The sequence below is a fragment of the Mesorhizobium sp. M6A.T.Ce.TU.016.01.1.1 genome (assembly GCF_003997065.1).
Taxonomy (GTDB): domain Bacteria; phylum Pseudomonadota; class Alphaproteobacteria; order Rhizobiales; family Rhizobiaceae; genus Mesorhizobium; species Mesorhizobium mediterraneum.
This window is the reverse complement of sequence record NZ_RZTJ01000004.1, coordinates 509,294-530,856: the sequence shown is the minus strand read 5'-3', so window position 1 is coordinate 530,856 and position 21,563 is coordinate 509,294. Positions and strand designations below refer to the sequence as shown.

The following is a 21,563-nucleotide window of genomic DNA, read 5'->3' as shown; positions in this document are numbered from 1 at the left end:
AAGGTTAATTTCTCTGCCTTGAAGATGAGGTTTCCCTCTTCGGTTGTGTCCTTCTTGAAGCAACAAAAAGCGTTCAGAACGGCGCGTTAAACTTTCCAACCTATGCTGTCTCCGACACATGACTCAGGCTGGCAACATCCCGCAAAGGCGGCCCCTCGCCCGGATCGGCGCTTTCGTGGCCGAGCGAAGGGGGCTGGTTCGCGACTATCTCTCGGCGATCAGCGGCGCAGGCGGGCGGCTGGTGTTTTCGCTCGCCTATTTCATCGCGCTGGCCAACACGCTGTCCATCGCCGAGTTCGGCATGTTCGCGACCGCCTCGGCGGCCGGCGTGATGCTGTCGCGCATCCTGGGCTTCGGCTTCATCTCGGCGCTTTACCGAACCGCCACCATCCGCCCCAATCTGATCGGCACCTTCACGGCCGGCTTCCTTCTGCTCGGCGTGATATCGCTGCCGTTGCTGGCTGCCGCCTCCTACGGCGTCTACCTGGTCTTCTTTGCCAGCACCGTGCCGCTATCGGTGTTTGCGGCGATCGTCTTTGCCGAGGCGCTGTTGTGGCGACCGGTCGAGGTCGCGCTGATCGTCAATAACGGCCTCGGCAAGTTCGGCCGCGCGGCCCTGCTGACGATCCTGGCGACGGCCTTGCGGGCGCTCGGCGCCGTCCTGTTCATGTTCGCTGCGCAGCCGACCATAGGGGTCTGGTCCTGGTATTATATCGGCGCCAACGCCGCCTCGCTGCTCATCGCCTTCGGATTTTTCTATCCGCGCCAGAGGCTGCGGCTGCGACTGGAACTCTATCTGCGGCGGCTCGCCGATTCCATCTACGTGGCCGGCGCGGAGGTGCTGTTCTACCTGCAGATGGAATTCGACAAGCTGCTGGTGCTGGCGATCGGCGGTCCGCACCTCGCCGGCATCTATGCCATCATCATGCGGCTGGTCGACCTGACCGCGATCCCGATCCGCACCTTCTCGATGATGCTGGTGCAGCGCATGATGCGCGCGCCGGAACTGCTGTCGCGCCTTTCGGTCAAGAGCGGCATCGAAGGCGGCGTGTTCCTGGTCTCGACGCTGGCGCTGGCGGCGCTCGCCATCGTGCTGCATTTCTTCCCCGACGCGCTGGGCAAGAATGTTGCCGAGGCCGCACCTCTGGTGGCGCTGGCGATCTGCGTGCCTGGCCTGCGCAATCTGGTCGAATACCAGGCCGAGCTTCTGTTCGCGCGCGGCCAGACGCTGGTGCGGGCGATCAATCTGGCGCTGCTTGCCGGGCTGAAGGCGGTCCTGCTGACCTATGTGCTGACCACGATCCTGGACACGCCGGATCTGGTGTTGTCGCTCAATGTCGTCTTCCTGCTGCTCTACCTCGCCTCGACGCTGCTCACCTATTCGGCGATGCGCAAACCGGCGAAGCCGGTGTAAGGTCGATCAGCTGGCCGCCGACGCCCGGCCCGTTGCGGCCGTCCCTCGTTCAGCCCGCCTCAGTTAGGCATTGCGCGGCAGTGTGCTATCGGGCAGGTGAGCCCGGGCCAATAGGGTTGGGCCCGGGCCAACAGAGTGATGAGATGCGTCTGAGCAACTGCCACAACTTCCATGACTTCCGCAGCATGGCCAAACAGCGCCTTCCCCGACCGATCTTCAACTACATTGACGGCGCGGCAGATGACGAAGTCACCTATCGGCGCAACAGGGCTGCCTTCGATGACTGCGACCTGGTGCCGAATGTCCTGCGCGGCGTGACCAATGTGGACATGTCGGTGACCGTCATGGGCCAGAAGCTGGCGATGCCGGTCTACTGCTCGCCAACAGCGCTCCAGCGCCTGTTCCACCATCAGGGCGAACGTGCGGTGGCGGCAGCGGCGGCGAAATATGGCACGATGTTCGGCGTCTCCTCGCTCGGCACCGTCAGCCTCGAAGAGGCGCGCCAGATCAGCAATGGGCCGCAAGTCTACCAATTCTACTTTCACAAGGACCGCGGATTGAACCGCGAGATGATGGCCCGGGCCAAGCAGGCGGGCGTAGAGGTGATGATGCTGACGGTCGACAGCATCACCGGCGGCAACCGCGAGCGTGACAAGCGAACGGGGTTCGCCATCCCCTTCAAGCTCAACCTCGCTGGTATCGCCCAGTTCGCGGTCAAACCATCGTGGGCGATCAACTACTACACGCATGAGCGGTTCAAGCTGCCGCAGCTCGACGGTCATGTCGACATGGGCGGCGGCGCGATGTCGATCAGCCGCTACTTCACGGAGATGTTGGACCCCGCAATGTCGTGGAACGACGTTGCCGAGATGGTGCAGCACTGGGGCGGACAGTTCTGCCTGAAAGGCATCATGTCGGTCGAGGACGCCAGGCGTGCGGTCGAGATTGGCTGCACCGGAATTGTCCTCTCCAATCACGGCGGTCGACAACTCGACGGCTCGCGTACCGCGTTCGACCAGCTTGCGGAGATCGTCGATGCGGTGGGAGACAGAATCGATGTGATGATGGATGGCGGCGTGCAGCGCGGCACGCATGTGCTCAAGGCGCTCTCGCTGGGCGCAAAAGCCGTCGGATTGGGCCGCTACTATCTCTTCCCACTGGCGGCCGCCGGGCAGGCCGGCGTCGAACGCGCGCTGGAATTGATGCACATCGAGATCGAGCGTGGCATGAAGCTGATGGGCTGCACCTCGGTCAACGAACTCACGCGACGGAACCTGCGCTTCCGTCTGTAACAGGTGACTTCCACCCTTTCATCACCCCTACCGGCAAAACGGCAAGGGGTCGAAACCGGTCGTTCAGGGTCTGACCCAAGGACTAGTCGAGCCCGATCAGGCGGCGGATTCGGCCGATATCCGTGCCGATGAAGGACTGCATGCCGATGGCCACCTGTTCCGGCGCCATGGCGGCGACGAAGCGGCGGAACTCGTCATCCGACAGCGCTTCGCCCGTCCAGTGGACGCGGCAGAATTCCTCCGAGCCGTGGAAATGGCCGGCACCGGCGAGCACGTCGTCGACATAGCGGCCGTAGATCATGCATTCGGAGAATTTGCGCACCGCACCGACGATTTCGACCCAGTTGCGGCCATGGACCTTCTCGATCCGGGCACACATGGCGGTCACTGTTTCGCGGCGCCATGCGATCAGCGTCGAAATGTAATCGTGGGTGGAAACCTCTGATGGCTCGATGCCGAGCGCCGAGCCCGCATTGCGCGACCAGATCCGGTGTTCCTCATGGCCTTCGGACAGCACGCCGTCGCGGCGGAACAGACGCACCTTGCCATCGCGCCAGAAGGCGCTGCAGTCGAAAGGTTTTAGGAACGCCACGTCGGAATCGCAGAAGATCAGCACGTCTTCCCCGGCACGCGCTGATATCGCGATGCGGCGAAGCTGCTGCACATGCCAGCCGCGCAGCGGCATGGTCTTCAGGCTGAGCCAGATGCGCCGGCGGAACAGGCTCAGTGGATCGTCGAAGGCGTGCAGCCAGCGCGGCAACAGGTCCCGCTCGTCGACGACGGTGCGGCGGCTGTTCTCCAACTGGCGAAACAACGCCACGTCGCGATGCTCGACAAGAATATAGTGGTGCGCCACGCCGGAAACGTAGCGGTCGAGGGTTTCGCACAGCAGGCGACAACGCTCCAAATCCGGCGCATAGCTTGCCGTCACGACCGCCGCCGTCGGCGTCCGGCGAAGGACATCGGGGGCGGCGGCAGGGCTCGGCACGAACCGGCTGTTCAACGGCCCACTCCGGAGCCTGCTCCGCGGCCTGATCTGGCAGGGGCGGGCCTGCGCAAGAATTTCTGGCCAATGACGCGCCACAGAAACACAGGATTACCGACGACATAGCGGCGCCAGAGGCGGCCCGGCTCGATCCACAGCCGAAACAGCCATTCGAGCCTGAGCCGGCGCATCCACAGCGGCGCCCGCGGCACCGCGCCGCTCAGGAAATCGAGCAGCGCGCCGACGGCGATCGGCAGTGTGCAGTGGCGCGCATCGATGTGGCGCGCGATCCACAATTCCTGGCGCGGCACGCCCATGGCGACAAGCAGCACGTCCGGCCGCAATCTGGCGATGCGATCGACGATTGCCGGATCCTCTGCGGGGGAGAAATAGCCGTCGTGGATGACCACGAATCTGTGCTGCAACGCGAGCGCTGCCAGCTTCTTCGATGCCGCCTCGGCGTTGGCCTGCGTCGCGCCGAGCAGCCCCACGGTCAGCGGCCTGGCGGACGACTGGAGGAAAGCAGGGATGAAATCGGTGCCGTTGAGATTGTCGGGAAACCACGTTCCGTAGAGCAGTTTCGCCGCCAGATCGACACCGACACCGTCAGGCAGGATGAGAAAATCGTCGAGCGCCTCGGCAAAGACCGGCTCCGTGTAGGCGACATTGGCATTGTGGGCGTTGAGAAAGCTGACCTTGGTGAAGCGTCGCTCCGCAATCAATCGGGTCAGCAGAGCGACCGCATCGTCCCAGCGGATGGCGAGGACGGATATACCGAGGATCGATTTCAACCTGTCGACCCCGAATGCGGCGCGGGCGGTGTGCATGTTCACGCGAACACCTCCTGCCTGATGGGATCGAGCTTTTTCAGGCCGAGCCTGATTGCGGCATCGAGCGCTTTCACCTGCCGGCGGTGGAAAGCGCTTCCGTCGACGTCCCTGACATTGGCCGTCGCGGCTTCCAGGGCGCCGGCGAAGGCGACCGGATCGTCGGCCACGACGCAATTGACCGGGCGATGATCGATGCCGCGCAGCGAATGGCTGGTGGCGACGGAAGGCAGGCCGAGTTCGAAAGTCTCGATGGTCTTGAGCTGCACGCCGCTGCCGGAGGTGCTGATCAGCGGGATGACGGCGGCACTGCGCACGAAGGCCTGCGCGTCCGGCACGCGGCCGACGAATTCGACACCGGGATGCGTGGAAATGACGCCCGGCGGCACGCTGCCGGCGATCCTGACCCGGAAATCCGGCCTGAGATGCGGCACCACTTTGTCCAGGAACCAATCGAGGCCGATGCGGTTCGGCTGCCAGGTCCAGGTGCCGATCAACGCCGCGTCGCAATCGATACGGCGCAGGGTTTTTTGCGCGGGCGGCTCGGCGCAAGTCACCAGCGGCAGCATCGCCGAACGATCGTCGGAGCCGACGCCGAGCGCTGAGCGATCTTCCTCGGCCAGCGTGAAGACGAAGCGTGCCCGGCGGCAAAGCCGTGCTTCAATGACCTTGAGCAGCTTGGCCTCACGGCGAAACAACATGCGCTGGAAGAGACTGCCGGCAGCAGCGGCGTTCTGCAGCGCCGAACTGTGCTCGACATTGTGGGCGACGAAGATCGACGGCCGGTCGCCGAAGAGGCTTTCGAAGGCGCCGGCGAACTGCGCCGAATTCAAGACATAGCCGTCGAAAGGGCCGGCACGCTCGACGGCGGCTTGGACCTCGCTGTCGGAGACCACGCGCAGCTTGACCGATGCGAAAGTGAGGCCGGAGAGCATCGCCTTAGCAACCCAGGCGAGCTTTTGCAGCGATGATGCGCTTTCGGTGCGCACATCGACCGCACCGAGCACGATGGTGTTTTGCGGATCGCTTGCAGGCTTGCCAGGCCAGGTGAAGCCGATCACGGTGACGCGCGCGCCGGCACGCCGCAACGCGGCGATGATCGCGGCATTGGCAATCTCATAGCCCGAGGCAAGAGCGCCGTCGGGCACGATCGATGTGGCGAACAGCAGATGCATCTCACCTATCCTGAGCGGATACAGCTAGCAAAGCGCGGTGAAGCGTTGATTAAGTGAAGGTATTTGGCGGCCTGGAGTCGCGGATTTGCGGGCTTGTCCGCGAAAGGTGATTAACGAAACGTTATCGTCGCGATGCTATCAAGAACCAAACTCACCATCCCGGGCTGAACACGGATGATCCCATTGCCATCGGACGATTCGGTATCGATCGCGGGGCGCTCTCCGGGGCTTGTCACGACGGCCGTCGAGGCGGTCGTGACGCTGCCGACCTTCAAACGGCCCGAGCAGCTGCTGGCGACGCTGGCATCGCTCAAGGCCCAGCAAACCGGCAGACGCTTCGCAATCATCGTCATTGAGAACGAGGCCGAGGCGCGCGCCGGCGCCAGGGCGGCGCTGCCGCTGTTCGAGCGCGGCGCGATATCAGGCATGGTCATCATTGCGCATGAGCGCGGCAATTGCAGCGCCTACAATGCCGGCTGGCAGACGGCGATCCTGCACTTTCCAAATTTCAGGCACTTGCTGGTCATCGACGATGACGAGATCGCCGATCCGCAATGGCTCGAGCGCATGTGCAAGGCGGCCGAGACGTTCAGTGCCGACATCGTCGGCGGCCCGCAAAGGCCTGTGTTTGCCGACGCGGCCCATGCCAGATGGGCCGAGCATCCGGTCTTTGCGCCACCCTACCGAGAGACCGGGCGTGTGCCCGCGCTCTATTCCTCCGGCAATCTGCTGGTTGGGCGTTACGTGCTCACCGCCATGGGGCCGCCCTTCCTCGACCTGAAATTCAACTTTATAGGCGGCGGCGATTCCGATTTCCTGAGCCGGGCAGCACAAAAAGGCTTTGTGCTTGGCTGGTGCGCCGAGGCGCAGGTGCGGGAAAGCGTCCCGGCCCGGCGCGTCGAAGCTGACTGGATCCGCGCCCGCAGCCTGCGCAATGGCGTCATCTCGACACTGGTCGAGAAGAAGAAACGGGCTGGCACGCCGTTCGCCGGCACCAAGGTATTTCTAAAGAGCCTGGCGCTGCTTGCCGCCTCGCCGTTTCGCGGCGCGGCCAGGCTGATGCGGACGGGATCATCGGCGGCCGCCTTATACCCCATTCATGTCGCCCTCGGCCGCGTGCTTGCCGAATTCGGATATGCCAATGAGCAATACCGGCAACCTGAGAAGAACTGAGCGCGCGCCGCTCAGCACGGCGTTCACGCGCGACGGCGTGGCGACCGCGATCGCGGCGCTGCTGTTCACCGTCGTCCTGGTGTCGTTCCGTCCCTTCCAGCCGGCCGGCGCCGAAATGACCGGCGACGGCGGCGACATCGTCAACCAGCTCGGCTTCGGCTCGCTCGGCGCCATCTCGATCTTCTCGCTGATGGCTTTCGCCGACCCGCGCGTGGTGCGCTCGCTGCTCAGCCCGTCCTGGCTGCTGATGCTGGCTTTCCTCGTGCTGTCGGTGGTGATGGCAACCGACCCGCCGACGGCGATGCGCGCCGCCTCCTTCACGCTGCTCGGCATTTTGACAATGGCGACGATCCTGGCGCTGACCCGTGACGCCGAGGCTTTCTCGAAAGTCATCATCTTTACCACCGTCGTCGTCATGGGTCTCTCCTATGTCGGCCTAGTCGTCTTTCCGCACGAGGCGCTGCACACCACCGCTTCGCTGGAGCCGGAACATGCCGGCCTGTGGCGCGGCGTGTTCACCCACAAGAACATCGCCGGGCCTGTCATGGCCTGCTTCAGTTTCGCCGGGCTGTACCTCTATCGGCGCGGACAGCGGCTATGGGGCGCGTCGATCTTCTGCGCGGCGGTGATCTTCATGTTGCACACCGGTTCCAAGACGACCGCGGGACTGGTGCCGTTTTCGATCCTGATCGTCGTGCTGCCGAGCCTGATTGGCATGCGGCTCGGCACGCCGATCCTGTTCGCCCTGGCCATCATCGCCTCGGCGATCGGCACGCTGGGCATCGTCTTCCTGCCGCCGGTGAAGCATCTGGCGGCACTCTATTTCCCCGACCTGACCTACACCGGACGCACGACGCTGTGGGAGTTCGCCGGCGAGATGCTGGCGAAGCGTCCATGGACCGGTTACGGCTACGAGAGCTTCTGGGGCACGCCGCTGCTGCTCAACCAGGATCAGCCCTTCGACCGGGCCTGGGACATCCGAACCATCGTGCATGGCCATAACGGCTATCTCGACATCGCGGTGCTGATGGGCATCCCGGCGCTCTGCGTGGCGGTCTACACCTTCCTGATCGCACCGCTGCGCGATTACATGCGCATTCCCTTGCGCAAGGAAAACATCTATCTCGGCGACTTCTTCATGATGGTGGTGCTGTTCGCAGCGCTGAACGCCTTCCTCGAAAGCTTCTTCTTCCATCGCGCCGATCCGGTCTGGCTGTTCTTCGTGTTCGGCCTGTTCGGCCTCCGGCAGGTGTCGCTGCGGCCTATGGCGGTCCAGGGTTCGTCCCGACCCCATTCGTCCCAAGAGGGCTTTCCCGCCTAGTCGCGAGCGTCTATGGGAGAACCTTTTAGCGGAGGTTTTCCATGACGATCAGGCTCGTTCTCGCCGGCTGCGGCAATATGGGTTACGCCATGCTCTCGGGCTGGCTGAAATCGGGCAAGCTCCCCCCGGCGGCGGTTTTCGTGGTCGAGCCCAATGCCGATCTGCGCAAGCGCGCCGAAGCGCTCGGCTGCGATGCCGCCGCGGATGCCGGCGGCATTCCAGCGGACGCGGTGCCGGCCGTCGTCGTCATCGCGGTGAAGCCGCAGGTGATCCGCGACGTGACCGCCGCCTACAAGCGCTTCAATGATGGCCGCACCACCTTCGTCAGCATCGCCGCCGGAACGCCGGTCGCCACCTTCGAGGGCATTCTAGGCGACCGCGCGCCGATCGTGCGCTGCATGCCCAATACGCCGGCGGCGATCGGCAAGGGCATGATGGTGGTGTTTTCCAACAGGCTGGTGTCCGACGACACCAAACGTTTCGTCGCCGATCTGCTTTCGGCGAGCGGAGAAGTGACCGATATCGATGATGAAGGCCTGATGGATGCGGTGACGGCGGTATCCGGGTCTGGCCCCGCCTATATATTCCATTTCATCGAAGCGCTGACCGTGGCGGCCGAGAGGGCCGGATTGCCGACCAAAACCGCCAGGCTGCTGGCCATGCAGACGGTCTATGGCGCCGCCTCGCTCGCCGCCGAAAGCGGCGAAGATCCGGGCGTGCTGCGCCAGCAGGTGACCAGCCCGAACGGCACCACGGCCGCCGCGCTGGCCGTGCTGATGGGCGAGGACCGGCTGACCCACCTGCTCACCGAAGCGGTGGAAGCGGCGCGGCTAAGGTCGATCGAGTTGGGGAAGTAGGTTCGGCTTCGCGGATTACGCGAGATCGGTATGCGAAAAGTCGTTACCCTTATAGAGCAGTGCGGAGCCATGACTTTTTGCGCAGGCGTAAGAAAGGCAGTCGGCTAAGTTGAGCTGGGCGGGATGGCCACGCCCCTTTCCATAGTTTGAAAACGCCTGGATCGCGAGCGTTGCATCGCCGGCGTCGATCGGCACGATTTCGATTTCAGCCTCGCGAAGAAACGCTTCTATCGCGTCGCCGGCGACAACCGGCTGGACGGCGAGCATCGTTGAAAGCCGCATCGCCGCTTCAAGCACGGCCAGCGCCGAAGTTATCCTTGCGGGCGCTGCCTCGATGCGGTTGCTCCACTCGTCGGCATCCTCTTCTCCTGAAAGAATCGCGACAACCACGGAGGTGTCGACGAACATCAGGAATGCCCCCACATTTCGTCGATCTCATCCTTCGTCACAGCCCGACCGCCCTGGCCTGCCTTGGCCTGGAAGTCGTTGGCAATGGCTGCTAGCCGCGCCGCCAGGGGAATGCGTCCGCTTTCCCGCTTCAATTCGGATTCAAGCGCTTCGATGACCGCTTCGGTCATCGAAATCTTTCGTTTGGCAGCAAGCTCTCGCGCCAGTTCGCGTGCGCGCGGGTCCCTGATCTGAAGATTCATGTAATCGGCCTCCGCCTTCGCTGTCACTACAATATAGAGAGTTTGTCATGACAATACCAGCGTGCTCGGGAAAGCCGTCCGACAGCTCCCACTCTCGACGGCATCAAGCCCCATACAGCATTTCGTCCTGCAGCCGGCGCAAGGCGAACAGCCTAGTCGTCGGGTCGGGCGCGGCATTGCCTGATGTCAGCAGCTCGCCCTTCCTGACCGGTCTCAGCACCTTGCCGCCTTCGAGCAGGCCGACCGGCACAGCGCGGTTGGCGCGGGCCTCTTCGACAGTCATGGTCCACGAGCGGTAGCAGGTCTCGCCGATCGCATCGAAAATCTCTCCTGCCGCCAGATCGCGCTTGGCCACGGCGCAGACCTCGGCAACCGGCCTCGGCAGCGGCACCATGTCCGGTTTGCCATAGAGCGCTATTCGGGCGGCGGTGAGCGGCACTTCCAGCGAGGTCAGATGATAGGGCCGGAAGAAGCTGTAATACGGGCCGTGGCCGATATGCAGATCGTCCATGCGCTCGATGATGCGCGGATGCGTCGCCTCGACGATGACGAAGACGCCGGGCGCCACGCCTTTGCCGATGGTGTAGTCGACGACGCCCTTCTTCGACAGGATGCCGCCATCCGCGCGCGGGATGAGCACCTTGGCCAATTCATCGCGATCGGCCTTGGGGCCATGCATGCCGGCAATGTCAGGCACCAGCCCGGTGGCGTTGGCGATGGCGCACATCTCGACCATGGTTTTGGATCCGTCGACGAACTCGACCAGCATGCGCGGGTTCATGTTGCGGCGCAGCGCTTCCGCGCGATAATCATCGGGCACGGCGTCGTGGTTGAGCGGGTTGTTCTTGCCCTTGCCGGCCGAGACGATGGTGTAGCCGAGCGCCGAGGCGAACTCGATCAGTTCCATGCAGCTCGACGGCTCGTCGCCGGCACCGACCGAATAGACGACGCCGAGCCGGTCGGCCTGCTGCTTCAAATAGCAGCCGATGGTGACGTCGGCCTCGACGTTCATCATCACCAGATGCTTGCCGTGCTCCATCGCCATCAGGTCAAAATCGGCGGCGACCCCTGGCTTGCCGGTGGCGTCGATCACCACGTCGATCAGCGGGTTGGTCACCAGCATCTCGTTCGAGGTGATGGCGATCTTGCCGCTCTCGATCGCCTCGCTGACCTTCGACGGCGTATCGGCCTCCCGTGCCATCGCCTCGTCGCCATAGGCGATGCGGACGGCGTCACGTGCCGTGTGCGGGCGCCGGGTCGAAACGGCGCACACCGAAATGCCCGGCATAAGCATGCCCTGCGTCACCAGGTCGGTGCCCATCTCGCCGGAGCCGATGACGCCGATGCGCACCGGACGGCCTTCCGCGGCGCGCTTGGCGAGATCGCGGGCAAGCCCGGTCAGGGCGACATTGGTCATGCGCAAGTCCACTGCTTTTGATTTGAAGGGGGAATAGCAGGGAACGGTAACCTTTTGCCAACGAAACCGGCCGCCGTCGGCAATTTCTTGTGGCTGGCTCTCACGCCACGACCGGATAGTGTTCAGCCTAGATACTGTTCAGAGATGAGGAGACGTCCTTGTCGGCGCGGCGCGCCCGACAGGGTCTCAGGCGAGGTTGGCATGACAAAATGAGTTCACGCCCACACCGCAGTCATGCTGCCGTCAGAGCGACGACGGTGCCCAAGCCTGCGCTCAATTGCCTGAGGCCGGCTTGGGTCGTCCAGGGACCGCAGTCGGTTCGTCTGCTGGCGTCGTTTAGACTAGAACTTGTATGCGAGGCCTACAGAGACGGTGTGCATCGTCAGGTCGACTTCCCCGCGCGTGATGTCTTCCGTGCCGAAATCGTAATAGCGATACTCGGCCCGTCCAAGCCAGTTGTCGGTGAAAGCATGTTCAGCGCCGAGCCCCGCGGTCCAGCCGGTGAAGCTCATATCGTCATCTTCCACAACCGTAGACACTTCGCCATGCGCAAAAGCAATACCGGCCGTGCCAAAAAGCAAGGTGCGATCCCAAGCGTAGCCCACACGTCCGCGCACGGACCCGAACCAGTCGATCTCGGCGTCCCCGTCATCATCGTCGAGCTCGATCCAGCTCTTGTTTATGTCACCCTCGACACCGAACACGAAATTCCCGGACTGGAAATTATAGCCGGCAAGCGCTCCAACAAATGCTCCGTCCAGATCGGCCGTTCCAACAAGTGGTGGATTGGTGAAAATCGTCACATCCGCATCAGCCCAGCCATATCCGCCTTGCACGCCAAGGTAGACACCGCTCCAGTCATAGACTGAAGCGACCACGGGCTCCTCATATACTGGGTCTGCCGCGAGAGCGCATCCGCCCCAGGCAAGCAGCATCGTGGCGGTCAAAGCAGTCCGTCTGATGGAAAACATGGCACCCCTCCTCGGCTCCAGAATATCCCCCACAGTAGCCGGCTATCTCCCCGAAGTCTGTTGCTGAACTGCAACGCTGCGGGAAAACATTCAGCACGTCGAACTCTGGCCGTATTGCCGTAAAGGGGAACCGCACGCCCGCTCCCAGGTCTGCAATCTCCGCCGCCTGCTACCTCCTCGTCGTAGCAGTGGCACCTCGCCAAACAACTCAAGATCCATCACCTAGCCCCCGGATCCAAACGGACCAGGACTTCTCCCATTTGCTGCTCTGGTCCGCTGCCGTGCTGCCTCTAATTGCTTGCTGAGAAGCAGGTGAGCAAAACATGTGGAATCTGGCGAAAGAGGGCTGGGCACTCCTTGCAGAGAGCGTCCTCGGCTTCATCAATGACAACGCCCTGAGTCACGGCGCAGCGATGGCGTTTTATGCCACAACCTCGCTCGCGCCGATCCTGCTCATCGTTGTCGCTATCGCTGGCCTGGCCTTCGGAAACGATGCGGCGCAACTTGCCCTTTCGGCCCAGCTCGCGGGCCTGATGGGGCCGCAGAGCGCGGAGCTTTTGCAAGCGACGATCGAAAACGCCTCCCAACGGACGGCGGGCACTCTTGCTGCCATCCTGGGGCTCGTCACGCTGTTCGTCACCGCATCCGGCGTGTTCGGCGAAATGCAGCTTGCGCTGAACGAAATCTGGAAAGTCAAACCGGTTAAGACATCGATTTCCGGGCTTGTGCGGGCCCGCGCCGCAAGCCTCGGGCTCGTCGCCGCGCTTGGCTTCCTGCTCCTGGTGTCCCTGGTCGCGAGCGCCGCAATTTCTGCGCTCGGCGAAATCATCAACGCATATCTACCCTTCGGCACCATTATCCTGAGTACAATCAACGGGATCGTCTCGTTTGCCCTGATCGCGCTTTTGTTCGCGGCAATCTACAAGGTCCTGCCCGACCGCGCGCTGCGATGGCGAGACGTTGGCATCGGCGCCGTGGTGACGGCGTTTCTCTTCACGATCGGCAAGTCGCTGATCGGCTGGTATATCGGAGCAAGCGCGACCGCATCGTCATACGGCGCAGCCGGCGCATTGCTCGTCGTGCTGTTGTGGGTCTTTTATTCGTCCGAGATCTTTCTGCTGGGCGCCGAATTTACACGAGCCTACTCGGTTCGATACGGCAGCCGATCCGATCTGAAGGCGACCATCAAAGCAAGTGATCGCGAACAGAAGCTGGCGACGGCGGCCAGGATTGAAAAGTCTGAAAACGAAATCCTCGGCTGGATTGTTTTCAGCAGTCTGCTCACCGCGTTTCTAAGCCATTTCTGGCATCAACACCGGCGTTGAGACGTCCGGCGCGGCGGCCCGAGCCTAGCAGCGGCTTGGGGACATCCGATCGAAGCGACGTGCGAAGTTCCTTCGCCGCCGCCACCAGCTTGGCGCGGTTGCTTCCATATCTCTTGATCAACTGATGGACTTGCGCTGGAGTGATGCCGTTTTGCCGGGCAAAATGCGCTACTATGTAGTCCTCGCTGCCGGAGATCCGATCCCGGTGGCGGGGATAGAGCTTCGCCGCGTCGGCTGTCATGCTTACTCTCCTTTGGTCACGTTTGCTCACGATGCATGATTGGCCAACGCAAAAGGGGCGATTTCGTTGCCGCATGCGACACCAGTGCACTCCGCTTTTTCGCCGCAGCCCTAACGCAGCAAAGCAATCGGCCGACGCGCGCCTTCGGTTCCATACGTCGATTTTTCGAGACTCAGCCCTCTGGCACGCGCATGATATGGGCAGGGAGGAAAAGCCATGCGCGAATTGCCAAAGAGCATTGACGCAGACGTTGTAATCGAAATCAGCAGGTTGCTCGACGACCGTGCGAAGTCGGCACCAGTGCCAGTCCACAAGCTTGCCTCGATGATCTCGAATAGTGTCGAGACCGACCTGCCGACAGCTTCCATTGAAGAGCTGATCGTTGAAATGGCCATGACCCGCCAACTCCCGATGCTGTTCGATCTACCGGGGGCGGATGCAGATAACGTCATATCGATCGCCTTGGCGCGCGCCAGCTGATCCCGCTGGGGAACCTTTCTGTCGAGTTTCAAGACGCGGATGGTTCCATTCGCTCCCCTGCTCCAATTCGCCCCGCCGGCTCCGGCTGGCGGCTTTTTGCTCGCCAACAATAATCGTCATGGGCGATCCGCTGCTCGGGAACGTGTGGTGTCCAATTGCATTTCCTCTAGACGACAAAGGAGGAATCCATGAATTGGGATCAAATCAAGGGAAAATGGATGCAGTTCAAAGGCAAGGCCAAGGAGCAATGGGGCGACCTTACGGACGATGACCTTGATCGCATCGAGGGCAATCGTGACCAACTCGCAGGGCGTATTCAGGAGCGGTATGGAATCGCCAAGGAAGAGGCAGAGCGCCAGATAGACGACTGGTCCAGAAGCCTCACCTGAGCGTTCAGAATCAAGGCTGCGCCACAGATCGGCGCAGCCTTTCCAAAGCCTGCCGCTCCGAAATGAGCGGCGGGCGACGTGTAGGCGATGGTGGCGAGGTGATCTACGCCACTGTCGCTTTCAGGATGTTCGGAACGAGAACTAGCGCGCCGATTGTCTGTTGGCTTGTGCGGCGACTGCCGTGAGGAAAGCCGTTGCAGCAGTATCGCACGCCGCTCGGGACGGGCTGTAGGCGAAAAGGATCAGCTCGGCAGCCCCTATCGTAAGGCCATGCTTTTCAGCGAAAGCAGCTATTTCGTAGGGCTTGTCGTGACCTATGGCCAGATCGTAGTCTTCGTTCATTATTTCCTCCCGTTTGCGACGTTCCTCGCCTTGGCCCCTCCTTGGCGCAAAGATTAAGTTCCGGGGCATTGAGAGAGTCTACCAATTGGAGATTGCAAAAGGCTTAGGCCTACGGTGCCTGATGCGATCCGGTCGAGGCGGAGGACTCCATTTTGTCCGCTGCACATCGAAAAAGATTATATGATTGCGCTGATATCGCAGGTGGTCGACGCAAGCCAATGCCGATTTTTTCAGTCAAGCACACGACCGTCTATCGCTACACGCAACCGGTGACGTTCGGCGAGCACCGGCTGATGTTCAGGCCGCGCGATAGTTTCGATCAGCGACTTCTCGATCACGCGCTGTTTGTGAACCCCAAGCCCAAAGAGATTCGCTGGATCCACGACGTTTTCGGAAACTGCGTTGCGGTGGTCGACTTCAAGGGTTCCGAAGACGAACTGCGTTTCGTGACAGACATTCGGCTCGATCACACACCGCAGCATGCGCCTGATTTCCGGATCGATGAAGCGGCACTCAGTTATCCCTTCTCCTATGATCCCGACGAGGCAACCGACCTCACTCAAACCATGGAGCGCCATCATCTCGATGACGGCGACGAGATCGGCAAATGGGCGCGACAGTTCGTGAGTGCCAGAGGGCACACCGAGACGGGCAAATTGTTGATGACGCTTTGCTACGCCATCCACGAGAGCTTTGTGTATTCCCGACGAACTGAACCAGGGACGCAACCGCCGCTCATGACGTTGCACCTGCGTCGAGGCACATGCCGGGACTTTGCGTTGTTCATGATGGAAGCGGTTCGTTCGCTGGGTTTTGCCGCCCGTTTTGTGACTGGCTATGTCTATGTGCCGAACCGCGACAGCGCTTCTGTCCTCGGCGGCGGTTCGACGCATGCGTGGTGCCAGGTCTATTTGCCTGGCGCGGGTTGGGTCGAATTCGATCCCACCAATGGCATTGTCGGCAACCGGGATCTGATCAGAGTGGCTGTCGCCAGGCATCCGCAGCAAGCCATCCCTCTTTCTGGAAGCTACTCCGGCAGCGCGTCGAGTTTTCTCGGCATGACGGTGGAGGTCAAGGTGGCGAAGGAAGCCGGCACCAATGGAAATTAGCACTCTCTAATGTTTTGCGGGTTGTTACCGCGAACCCGCTGTCACGGCATATCAACGCTGACGTTTAAGGCTGCGCCCTGCTCAAGGCTTAGTTTCTTCCTGAGGAGGCGCGCTTGGGACTGGACAATCAGGGTGTGGCCATTTTTCACACGGAGAGGGCTTGTCGCCAGCGTCGCCATAACGTTCCACGAGTATTGCGAATCCGTAGGCGAAGGCGGCAAGAAGCGCCAGGATAACCACTATGCGAGCGGCCATACGGTATTGTAGCAGGATCCGGCTTAGGATTGACCCAGCATCAGCTTGCGCTCGGCAGGCTGCCCGTCACTTTTTGCGAAACTTGTCTCGGTTCCGAAGGTCCCAAGCATAATAGTAGGCGGCCATGATGCAGGGCAGCCCGGTACCGATCAACAAAAAGAAACCGACCTCACCGATCAGCGGCTCGAGCAATTTGCCGATCGCCAAGAGCGCGAACAATCCGATTAAGACCACAACAGGCATCGCGTCTTTTTAGCTGACGGGAGACATACCGGCACTTCTTCGTTCGCCTGCTGGCGCCGGAAAGAAGAAATGACTAGGCGAAGCGCACTATTGAAAATCTTCGGGAAATCTGGTGCTGCGAGAGAGGATTGAACTCTCGACCTCTCCCTTACCAAGGGAGTGCTCTACCACTGAGCTACCGCAGCCGCTGATGGCGGGGCTTCTGCCATATAGAACCGGCAAGCGCAAGGCCAAGCGCAAGCCATCTGTGAAAGCCCGCTCCGACGGCTTTTCCGGACATGGCACCGCCACAATGTTGGCTATCCCTGAATAGCGGCTGGCGCATCACCGCCCGGGACGGGACCATGAACGACACGACAATTCCACCTGACAAGGGCGGTCCATCGAAGAAGGACAGTCAACCGAAAAAGGCCGACCGCAAGAGCCGGCTTGCCGAGCAATTGCGCGCGAATCTGCAGAAGCGCAAGGCGCAGTCGCGCTCGCGGCGCGCTGGCGACGCCGACAAGCGGCGCGCTGGCGACGCCGACAGGCAGCCTGACGGGCTTAGTCCGTTAAGGGAAAAACAAAAGGATTGACCTATATCAACAGGCTGGGTCCAGGGTGGGAATCCTGTTTCTTGAACCAAGCCGGCCAATGGTCTAGACCGGCCACAACAGACTCAACCGATTGAAAACCGGCCTTTCGGCCGAGGGGACGTTCTTTCATGGATCGCATCAGAATTGTCGGCGGCAACAAGCTTGCCGGAAGCATTCCGATCTCGGGCGCGAAAAATGCCGCGCTGCCGCTGATGATCGCCTCGCTTTTGACCGACGACACGCTGACCCTGGAAAACGTGCCGCACCTGGCCGATGTCGAGCAGCTTATCCGCATCCTCGGCAATCATGGCGTCGACTATTCGGTCAACGGCCGCCGTGAAAAGCAGCAAGAAGGCTATTCGCGCACCATCAATTTTTCCGCCCGCAACATCGTCGACACCACGGCACCCTACGAGCTGGTGTCGAAGATGCGTGCATCCTTCTGGGTGATCGGCCCGCTGCTTGCCCGTATGGGCGAGGCCAAGGTCTCGCTGCCCGGCGGCTGCGCCATCGGCACGCGCCCAGTCGATCTTTTCCTGGAAGGCCTTCAGGTGCTTGGCGCCGATATCGACGTCGACACCGGCTATGTCATCGCCAAGACCAGGAACGGCCGTCTTGTCGGCAACCGCTACGTCTTCCCGAAAGTATCGGTCGGTGCCACCCATGTGCTGATGATGGCGGCGTCGCTGGCCAAAGGCGAGACGGTGCTCGAAAACGCCGCCCGCGAGCCCGAGATCGTCAACCTCGCCGATTGCCTCAACGCCATGGGCGCCAGGATTTCCGGCGCCGGCACCGCGACCATCACCATCGACGGCGTTGAAGCGCTGTCGGGCGCGCGCGTCCGGGTGATACCCGACCGCATCGAGACCGGCACCTATGCGATGGCCGTCGCGATGACCGGCGGCGACGTCGTGCTCGAAGGCGCACGCGCCGACCTGTTGCAGACCGCGCTCGACGTGATTTCCCAGACGGGTGCCGAGATCACGCAGACCAATTCCGGCATCCGCGTCAGGCGCAACGGCGCCGGCATTGCGCCGGTGGACGTGGCGACGGCGCCCTTCCCGGCGTTCCCGACCGATTTGCAGGCGCAGTTCATGGGCCTGATGACCATGGCCAAGGGTAAATCGCGCATCACCGAGACGATCTTCGAGAACCGCTTCATGCACGTGCAGGAGCTTGCCCGGCTCGGCGCCCACATCACGCTTTCCGGCCAGACGGCGATCGTCGACGGCGTCTCGAAGCTGAAGGGCGCCCCGGTCATGGCGACCGACCTCCGCGCCTCGGTGTCGTTGGTCATCGCCGGCCTGGCGGCCGAAGGCGAGACCACGGTCAACCGGGTCTACCATCTCGACCGCGGCTTCGAGCGGCTGGAAGAAAAGCTGTCCGGCTGCGGCGCGGTGATCGAGCGGATTTCCGGCTAGGTAAATTCACTGGCTTCGTAGTGCGGTTGCGCGGGCCGAAAAGACCGCCTAACAGAAGGTTGAATTGTCAACTTTCAGGTGCGAAATCCGCATGAACCTTCTCAAGCTTGTCGCGCTCGACGATCAGGATCTGAGCATCGTCTCGGCCCATATCCAGGACGCCGTGCTGAAGGTCGGCGACCTCGAATACATGCCGGCGGCCAAGCGCTTCGTGGTGACCATGAACCGCTTCGTCTGGGAGGCGAAATCGGGCCTGTTCCGTCAGCACAATGAGCGGCGGCAAAGTGTGCTGCATTTCGACCGGGTGCTGGGCGCCAAGACCAGCGGCATTGCCCGCGACAAGCCTGATGAGGTGCTGTCGCTGCTGGCGATCAGCTTTCTCGCCCTCGACAAGCCGGCCGGCATTGTCGAGCTGATCTTTTCAGGCGGTGGCGCGATCATGCTCGATGTCGAGTGCATCGAGGCGCGGCTCGCCGACATCGGTGGTGCCTGGGAAGCGACCTCGCGCCCCTTCCACAGAGCCTGAGCAGCGCAAGATGGCCATCACCCTTCGCCTGTCCGATGCCGATTTCGAGCAGCGTTTTGCCGCGTTCCTTTTGACCAAGCGGGAAGTCTCGGCTGATGTCGATGCCGTGGTGCGCGAGATCATCGCACGAGTGCGCGCCGAGGGCGACGCGGCGCTGGTCGACTACACGCAAAAATTCGGCGGCGGCGACCTGATCAAGCTCGGCATTGCCGTCTCCGAGGATGACATTGCCAAGGCGTACGACGCAGCGGATCCGCAGACGATCGAAGCGCTGAAATTCGCGCGCGAGCGCATCCGCGCCCATCACCAGCGGCAACTGCCGCAGGATGACCGCTATACGGACGCCGCCGGCGTCGAGCTCGGCTCGCGCTGGACGGCGGTCGAAGCGGTCGGGCTCTATGTGCCGGGCGGCACGGCGAGCTACCCGAGCTCGGTGCTGATGAACGCCATCCCAGCCAAGGTCGCCGGCGTCGAGCGCATCGCCATGGTTGTGCCTGCCTCCGGCGGCGGGGTGCCGCCGCTGGTGCTGGTGGCCGCCGACCTCGCCGGCGTCTCCGAAATCTACCGCGTCGGCGGCGCGCAGGCGATCGCGGCGCTGGCCTATGGCACCAAGACGATAAAGCCGGTCGCCAAGATCGTCGGCCCCGGCAATGCCTATGTCGCCGCGGCCAAGCGCCAGGTCTTCGGCACGGTCGGCATCGACATGATCGCCGGGCCTTCGGAAGTGCTTGTCGTGGCCGACGGCAGCAACGATCCGGACTGGATCGCCGCCGACCTGCTTGCCCAGGCCGAGCATGACGTGTCGGCGCAGTCGATCCTGATCACCGACGATCCCGCCTTTGGCGCGGCGGTCGAACAGGCGGTCGAGCGCCAGTTGAAAAGCCTGCCGCGCGCCGAGACGGCGGCGGCGAGCTGGCGCGATTTCGGCGCCGTCATCCTCGTTCCCCAAATCGAGGCAGCACTGCCGCTGGTCGACCGCATCGCGGCCGAACATGTCGAGCTTGCGATCGACGAGCCGGAAGCCTTCCTGGCGCGGATGCGCAATGCAGGTGCTGTTTTTCTCGGCCGCCACACGCCGGAAGCGATTGGCGACTATGTCGGCGGCTCCAACCACGTGCTGCCGACGGCGCGCTCGGCGCGCTTCTCATCCGGGCTGTCGGTGCTCGATTTCGTCAAGCGCACCTCGATCCTGAAGCTCGGGCCGGAGCAGTTGCGGGCGCTGGCGCCGGCGGCCATCGCGCTGGCCAAGGCGGAAGGCCTCGACGCGCATGGACGCTCCGTCGCCATACGGCTGAACATGTAGACTGACATGTCCGACTACGATCGAACCCATGGCAGGCTGATCGATGTCGAACTCGACGAATCGATCGGCCGTTCGACGCCCGATGTCGAGCATGAGCGGGCGGTGGCGATCTTCGACCTCATCGAGGAGAACCGCTTCCAGCCGGTCAATGACGACGGCGCCGGGCCTTACCGGCTAAAACTGTCGCTGGCCGAATCCCGCCTGGTCTTCGCGGTGACGCGCGAGGACGGCACGGCGGTCGTCACCCACATCCTGTCGTTGACGCCGCTCAGGCGCATCGTCAAGGACTATTACATGATTTGCGAAAGCTACTACGACGCCATCCGCACCTCGACCCCCAGCCAGATCGAGGCGATCGACATGGGCCGGCGCGGCCTGCACAACGATGGCTCGCAGACCTTGATGGACCGGCTGGCCGGCAAGATCGATATCGATTTCGACACGGCGCGCCGGCTGTTCACGCTGGTCTGCGTGCTGCACTGGCGAGGCTGAACTGCCAGCCCCTCTGCCCCGCTCGATCCTGCCCCGCTCGATCCTGTTTGTCTGCGGCATGAACGCCGTGCGCTCGCCGATGGCCGAGATGCTGGCGCGCCAAATGCTTCCGGCGACCACTTTCGTGGCGTCGGCCGGGGTGCGCGGCGGCGAACGCGACCCATTCGTCGACGCCGTGCTGGCCGAGGATGGGCTTTCGCTGGGTGGACGACACCCGAGGACACTGGACGATCTTGAGGACGACTATTTCGACCTGATCGTCACGCTGTCGCCGGAGGCGCATCACACCGCGCTCGAGCTTACCCGCTCGCTTGCCGTCGACGTCGAATACTGGCCGATGCCGGACCCGACCGGCGTGGGCGGCACGCGTGAGCAGATCATGGCCGCCTATCGTGAAGTGCGCGAACGGCTAAAGGCGCGGATCGGCGGCCGTTTTCTGGCGCCGGAAGCAAAAAAACCGCGCTGATTAAGCATGTTCACAAGCGCACGATTATCATATAGGTTCCGCCCAAATTCCGGCCGGGGCGCTGGGAATCCCCATCCAAGCAAAGGTATCGAATGCCGAAGGAAGAAGTCCTCGAGTTTCCGGGTGTCGTCACGGAATTGTTGCCCAACGCGATGTTCAGGGTGAAGCTCGAAAACGAACACGAGATCATCGCCCACACGGCCGGCCGCATGCGCAAGAACCGCATCCGCGTGCTGACCGGCGACAAGGTCCTGGTCGAGATGACACCATACGACCTGACCAAGGGCCGCATCACCTACCGTTTCAAGTAAGAT

26 protein-coding genes and 1 tRNA gene are annotated in these 21,563 nt (G+C 62.4%); 16 read left to right on the top strand and 11 right to left on the bottom strand.

The features are described 5' to 3' along the window. Nucleotides 1–118: 118 nt before the first annotated feature. Nucleotides 119–1,414 carry a lipopolysaccharide biosynthesis protein gene (locus EOC94_RS11235; RefSeq protein WP_127290405.1) on the top strand — a complete coding sequence of 432 codons (1,296 nt, stop codon included), beginning with the start codon at nt 119–121 and terminating at the stop codon, nt 1,412–1,414. A 143-nt stretch (nt 1,415–1,557) separates the two neighbouring features. Further along, on the top strand, nt 1,558–2,706 hold the full coding sequence (locus EOC94_RS11230; protein WP_127203591.1) for an alpha-hydroxy acid oxidase: 1,149 nt from the start codon (nt 1,558–1,560) through the stop codon (nt 2,704–2,706). 82 nt (nt 2,707–2,788) lie between these two features. Here the strand turns inward: EOC94_RS11230 and EOC94_RS11225 are convergent, their stop codons facing one another. From EOC94_RS11225 to EOC94_RS11215, 3 genes are read right to left on the bottom strand one after another with little or no spacing between them, the layout of a single operon-like run. Beyond that, on the bottom strand, nt 2,789–3,709 hold the full coding sequence (locus tag EOC94_RS11225; RefSeq protein ID WP_127203590.1) for a DUF6492 family protein: 921 nt from the start codon (nt 3,707–3,709) through the stop codon (nt 2,789–2,791). Next, nucleotides 3,706–4,524, bottom strand: coding sequence for a WecB/TagA/CpsF family glycosyltransferase (locus tag EOC94_RS11220; RefSeq protein ID WP_127290403.1), 819 nt, complete (start codon nt 4,522–4,524; stop codon nt 3,706–3,708). Before EOC94_RS11220 ends, EOC94_RS11225 begins: the two co-directional genes overlap by 4 nt. Then, nucleotides 4,521–5,693 carry a glycosyltransferase family 4 protein gene (locus tag EOC94_RS11215; RefSeq protein WP_127290401.1) on the bottom strand — a complete coding sequence of 391 codons (1,173 nt, stop codon included), beginning with the start codon at nt 5,691–5,693 and terminating at the stop codon, nt 4,521–4,523. The genes EOC94_RS11220 and EOC94_RS11215 overlap by 4 nt, the downstream gene beginning before the upstream one ends. Nucleotides 5,694–5,867: 174 nt before the next feature. Here EOC94_RS11215 and EOC94_RS11210 point away from each other — a divergent pair, with 174 nt between their 5' ends. Genes EOC94_RS11210 through proC form a run of 3 tightly spaced genes read left to right on the top strand, consistent with a single transcriptional unit; the run spans nt 5,868 to nt 9,044 of the window. Further along, on the top strand, nt 5,868–6,866 hold the full coding sequence (locus tag EOC94_RS11210) for a glycosyltransferase (RefSeq protein ID WP_126103665.1): 999 nt from the start codon (nt 5,868–5,870) through the stop codon (nt 6,864–6,866). Continuing rightward, nucleotides 6,835–8,187 (top strand): O-antigen ligase, encoded by a 1,353-nt coding sequence (locus tag EOC94_RS11205; protein WP_127290399.1) that lies wholly within the window; start codon nt 6,835–6,837, stop codon nt 8,185–8,187. The genes EOC94_RS11210 and EOC94_RS11205 overlap by 32 nt, the downstream gene beginning before the upstream one ends. 41 nt (nt 8,188–8,228) lie before the next feature. Continuing rightward, complete coding sequence (gene proC, locus EOC94_RS11200) at nt 8,229–9,044, top strand: pyrroline-5-carboxylate reductase (protein WP_127290397.1); 816 nt, start codon at nt 8,229–8,231, stop codon at nt 9,042–9,044. Between the two features lie 15 nt (nt 9,045–9,059). Here proC and EOC94_RS11195 read toward each other — a convergent pair whose 3' ends face one another. The 4 genes from EOC94_RS11195 to EOC94_RS11180 all read right to left on the bottom strand — a co-directional run bounded on the left by EOC94_RS11195 (nt 9,060) and on the right by EOC94_RS11180 (nt 12,082). After that, a complete protein-coding gene (locus tag EOC94_RS11195) occupies nt 9,060–9,452 on the bottom strand; it encodes a type II toxin-antitoxin system VapC family toxin (protein WP_127290395.1) in 393 nt (130 codons plus the stop codon). Beyond that, nucleotides 9,452–9,694, bottom strand: coding sequence for a type II toxin-antitoxin system VapB family antitoxin (locus EOC94_RS11190; RefSeq protein ID WP_127290393.1), 243 nt, complete (start codon nt 9,692–9,694; stop codon nt 9,452–9,454). The genes EOC94_RS11195 and EOC94_RS11190 overlap by 1 nt, the downstream gene beginning before the upstream one ends. A gap of 103 nt (nt 9,695–9,797) precedes the next feature. Further along, nucleotides 9,798–11,111, bottom strand: coding sequence for an NAD(P)H-dependent oxidoreductase (locus tag EOC94_RS11185; RefSeq protein ID WP_127290391.1), 1,314 nt, complete (start codon nt 11,109–11,111; stop codon nt 9,798–9,800). Nucleotides 11,112–11,452: 341 nt separating this feature from the next. Continuing rightward, complete coding sequence (locus tag EOC94_RS11180; RefSeq protein WP_245465539.1) at nt 11,453–12,082, bottom strand: outer membrane protein; 630 nt, start codon at nt 12,080–12,082, stop codon at nt 11,453–11,455. A gap of 323 nt (nt 12,083–12,405) precedes the next feature. Between EOC94_RS11180 and EOC94_RS11175 the strand changes: the two genes are divergently transcribed. Then, complete coding sequence (locus tag EOC94_RS11175) at nt 12,406–13,407, top strand: YihY/virulence factor BrkB family protein (RefSeq protein ID WP_127290389.1); 1,002 nt, start codon at nt 12,406–12,408, stop codon at nt 13,405–13,407. Here the strand turns inward: EOC94_RS11175 and EOC94_RS11170 are convergent. Next, complete coding sequence (locus EOC94_RS11170; RefSeq protein WP_127203583.1) at nt 13,364–13,648, bottom strand: DUF3606 domain-containing protein; 285 nt, start codon at nt 13,646–13,648, stop codon at nt 13,364–13,366. The genes EOC94_RS11175 and EOC94_RS11170 overlap by 44 nt on opposite strands. Nucleotides 13,649–13,864: 216 nt before the next feature. Here EOC94_RS11170 and EOC94_RS11165 point away from each other — a divergent pair, with 216 nt between their 5' ends. After that, nucleotides 13,865–14,128, top strand: a complete 264-nt coding sequence (locus EOC94_RS11165) for a hypothetical protein (protein WP_029348484.1) — start codon at nt 13,865–13,867, stop codon at nt 14,126–14,128. 188 nt (nt 14,129–14,316) lie between these two features. Then, the gene (locus EOC94_RS11160; RefSeq protein WP_095483513.1) at nt 14,317–14,517 is read left to right on the top strand and encodes a CsbD family protein; all 201 of its coding nucleotides are present in this window, start codon (nt 14,317–14,319) and stop codon (nt 14,515–14,517) included. Nucleotides 14,518–14,658: 141 nt separating this feature from the next. Here EOC94_RS11160 and EOC94_RS11155 read toward each other — a convergent pair whose 3' ends face one another. Further along, a complete protein-coding gene (locus EOC94_RS11155; RefSeq protein WP_095483977.1) occupies nt 14,659–14,859 on the bottom strand; it encodes a hypothetical protein in 201 nt (66 codons plus the stop codon). Nucleotides 14,860–15,077: 218 nt separating this feature from the next. Between EOC94_RS11155 and EOC94_RS11150 the strand changes: the two genes are divergently transcribed. Continuing rightward, entirely contained in the window at nt 15,078–15,968 is an 891-nt protein-coding gene (locus EOC94_RS11150) for a transglutaminase family protein (protein WP_127290453.1), read from the top strand. Between the two features lie 321 nt (nt 15,969–16,289). Here the strand turns inward: EOC94_RS11150 and EOC94_RS34070 are convergent, their stop codons facing one another. Together EOC94_RS34070 and EOC94_RS11145 are read right to left on the bottom strand one after the other, a co-directional pair. Beyond that, nucleotides 16,290–16,466: a hypothetical protein gene (locus EOC94_RS34070; protein WP_185928207.1), complete on the bottom strand. Its 177-nt coding sequence runs from the start codon at nt 16,464–16,466 to the stop codon at nt 16,290–16,292. 110 nt (nt 16,467–16,576) lie between these two features. Next, nucleotides 16,577–16,651, bottom strand: a tRNA-Thr gene (locus EOC94_RS11145). A 159-nt stretch (nt 16,652–16,810) separates the two neighbouring features. Between EOC94_RS11145 and EOC94_RS11140 the strand changes: the two genes are divergently transcribed. The 7 genes from EOC94_RS11140 to infA all read left to right on the top strand — a co-directional run bounded on the left by EOC94_RS11140 (nt 16,811) and on the right by infA (nt 21,560). Then, a complete protein-coding gene (locus EOC94_RS11140; RefSeq protein WP_127290387.1) occupies nt 16,811–17,041 on the top strand; it encodes a hypothetical protein in 231 nt (76 codons plus the stop codon). Nucleotides 17,042–17,169: 128 nt separating this feature from the next. Continuing rightward, on the top strand, nt 17,170–18,462 hold the full coding sequence (gene murA, locus EOC94_RS11135; RefSeq protein WP_095483508.1) for a UDP-N-acetylglucosamine 1-carboxyvinyltransferase: 1,293 nt from the start codon (nt 17,170–17,172) through the stop codon (nt 18,460–18,462). A 91-nt stretch (nt 18,463–18,553) separates the two neighbouring features. Beyond that, nucleotides 18,554–18,988: a DUF2948 family protein gene (locus EOC94_RS11130; RefSeq protein WP_127290385.1), complete on the top strand. Its 435-nt coding sequence runs from the start codon at nt 18,554–18,556 to the stop codon at nt 18,986–18,988. Between the two features lie 10 nt (nt 18,989–18,998). Beyond that, nucleotides 18,999–20,291 (top strand): histidinol dehydrogenase, encoded by a 1,293-nt coding sequence (hisD, locus tag EOC94_RS11125; protein ID WP_127290383.1) that lies wholly within the window; start codon nt 18,999–19,001, stop codon nt 20,289–20,291. A gap of 6 nt (nt 20,292–20,297) precedes the next feature. Continuing rightward, a complete protein-coding gene (locus tag EOC94_RS11120; RefSeq protein WP_126103672.1) occupies nt 20,298–20,783 on the top strand; it encodes a UPF0262 family protein in 486 nt (161 codons plus the stop codon). Between the two features lies 1 nt (nt 20,784). Then, nucleotides 20,785–21,249 (top strand): low molecular weight phosphatase family protein, encoded by a 465-nt coding sequence (locus EOC94_RS11115; RefSeq protein ID WP_281032968.1) that lies wholly within the window; start codon nt 20,785–20,787, stop codon nt 21,247–21,249. 92 nt (nt 21,250–21,341) lie between these two features. Continuing rightward, on the top strand, nt 21,342–21,560 hold the full coding sequence (gene infA / locus EOC94_RS11110; RefSeq protein WP_006200926.1) for a translation initiation factor IF-1: 219 nt from the start codon (nt 21,342–21,344) through the stop codon (nt 21,558–21,560). Nucleotides 21,561–21,563 lie beyond the last annotated feature (3 nt).

Excerpts from the sequence above, each read along its gene's own strand:
- EOC94_RS11235 (WP_127290405.1), top strand. The coding sequence starts at position 119 with ATGACTCAGGCTGGCAACATCCCGCAAAGGCGGCCCCTCGCCCGGATC.
- EOC94_RS11230 (WP_127203591.1), top strand. The coding sequence starts at position 1,558 with ATGCGTCTGAGCAACTGCCACAACTTCCATGACTTCCGCAGCATGGCC.
- EOC94_RS11215 (WP_127290401.1), bottom strand. The coding sequence starts at position 5,693 with ATGCATCTGCTGTTCGCCACATCGATCGTGCCCGACGGCGCTCTTGCC.
- EOC94_RS11210 (WP_126103665.1), top strand. The coding sequence starts at position 5,868 with ATGATCCCATTGCCATCGGACGATTCGGTATCGATCGCGGGGCGCTCT.
- EOC94_RS11205 (WP_127290399.1), top strand. The coding sequence starts at position 6,835 with ATGAGCAATACCGGCAACCTGAGAAGAACTGAGCGCGCGCCGCTCAGC.
- proC (WP_127290397.1), top strand. The coding sequence starts at position 8,229 with ATGACGATCAGGCTCGTTCTCGCCGGCTGCGGCAATATGGGTTACGCC.
- EOC94_RS11195 (WP_127290395.1), bottom strand. The coding sequence starts at position 9,452 with ATGTTCGTCGACACCTCCGTGGTTGTCGCGATTCTTTCAGGAGAAGAG.
- EOC94_RS11190 (WP_127290393.1), bottom strand. The coding sequence starts at position 9,694 with ATGAATCTTCAGATCAGGGACCCGCGCGCACGCGAACTGGCGCGAGAG.
- EOC94_RS11185 (WP_127290391.1), bottom strand. The coding sequence starts at position 11,111 with ATGACCAATGTCGCCCTGACCGGGCTTGCCCGCGATCTCGCCAAGCGC.
- EOC94_RS11180 (WP_245465539.1), bottom strand. The coding sequence starts at position 12,082 with ATGTTTTCCATCAGACGGACTGCTTTGACCGCCACGATGCTGCTTGCC.
- EOC94_RS11175 (WP_127290389.1), top strand. The coding sequence starts at position 12,406 with ATGTGGAATCTGGCGAAAGAGGGCTGGGCACTCCTTGCAGAGAGCGTC.
- EOC94_RS11170 (WP_127203583.1), bottom strand. The coding sequence starts at position 13,648 with ATGACAGCCGACGCGGCGAAGCTCTATCCCCGCCACCGGGATCGGATC.
- EOC94_RS11165 (WP_029348484.1), top strand. The coding sequence starts at position 13,865 with ATGCGCGAATTGCCAAAGAGCATTGACGCAGACGTTGTAATCGAAATC.
- EOC94_RS11160 (WP_095483513.1), top strand. The coding sequence starts at position 14,317 with ATGAATTGGGATCAAATCAAGGGAAAATGGATGCAGTTCAAAGGCAAG.
- EOC94_RS11155 (WP_095483977.1), bottom strand. The coding sequence starts at position 14,859 with ATGAACGAAGACTACGATCTGGCCATAGGTCACGACAAGCCCTACGAA.
- EOC94_RS11150 (WP_127290453.1), top strand. The coding sequence starts at position 15,078 with ATGCCGATTTTTTCAGTCAAGCACACGACCGTCTATCGCTACACGCAA.
- EOC94_RS34070 (WP_185928207.1), bottom strand. The coding sequence starts at position 16,466 with ATGCCTGTTGTGGTCTTAATCGGATTGTTCGCGCTCTTGGCGATCGGC.
- EOC94_RS11140 (WP_127290387.1), top strand. The coding sequence starts at position 16,811 with ATGAACGACACGACAATTCCACCTGACAAGGGCGGTCCATCGAAGAAG.
- murA (WP_095483508.1), top strand. The coding sequence starts at position 17,170 with ATGGATCGCATCAGAATTGTCGGCGGCAACAAGCTTGCCGGAAGCATT.
- EOC94_RS11130 (WP_127290385.1), top strand. The coding sequence starts at position 18,554 with ATGAACCTTCTCAAGCTTGTCGCGCTCGACGATCAGGATCTGAGCATC.
- hisD (WP_127290383.1), top strand. The coding sequence starts at position 18,999 with ATGGCCATCACCCTTCGCCTGTCCGATGCCGATTTCGAGCAGCGTTTT.
- EOC94_RS11120 (WP_126103672.1), top strand. The coding sequence starts at position 20,298 with ATGTCCGACTACGATCGAACCCATGGCAGGCTGATCGATGTCGAACTC.
- infA (WP_006200926.1), top strand. The coding sequence starts at position 21,342 with ATGCCGAAGGAAGAAGTCCTCGAGTTTCCGGGTGTCGTCACGGAATTG.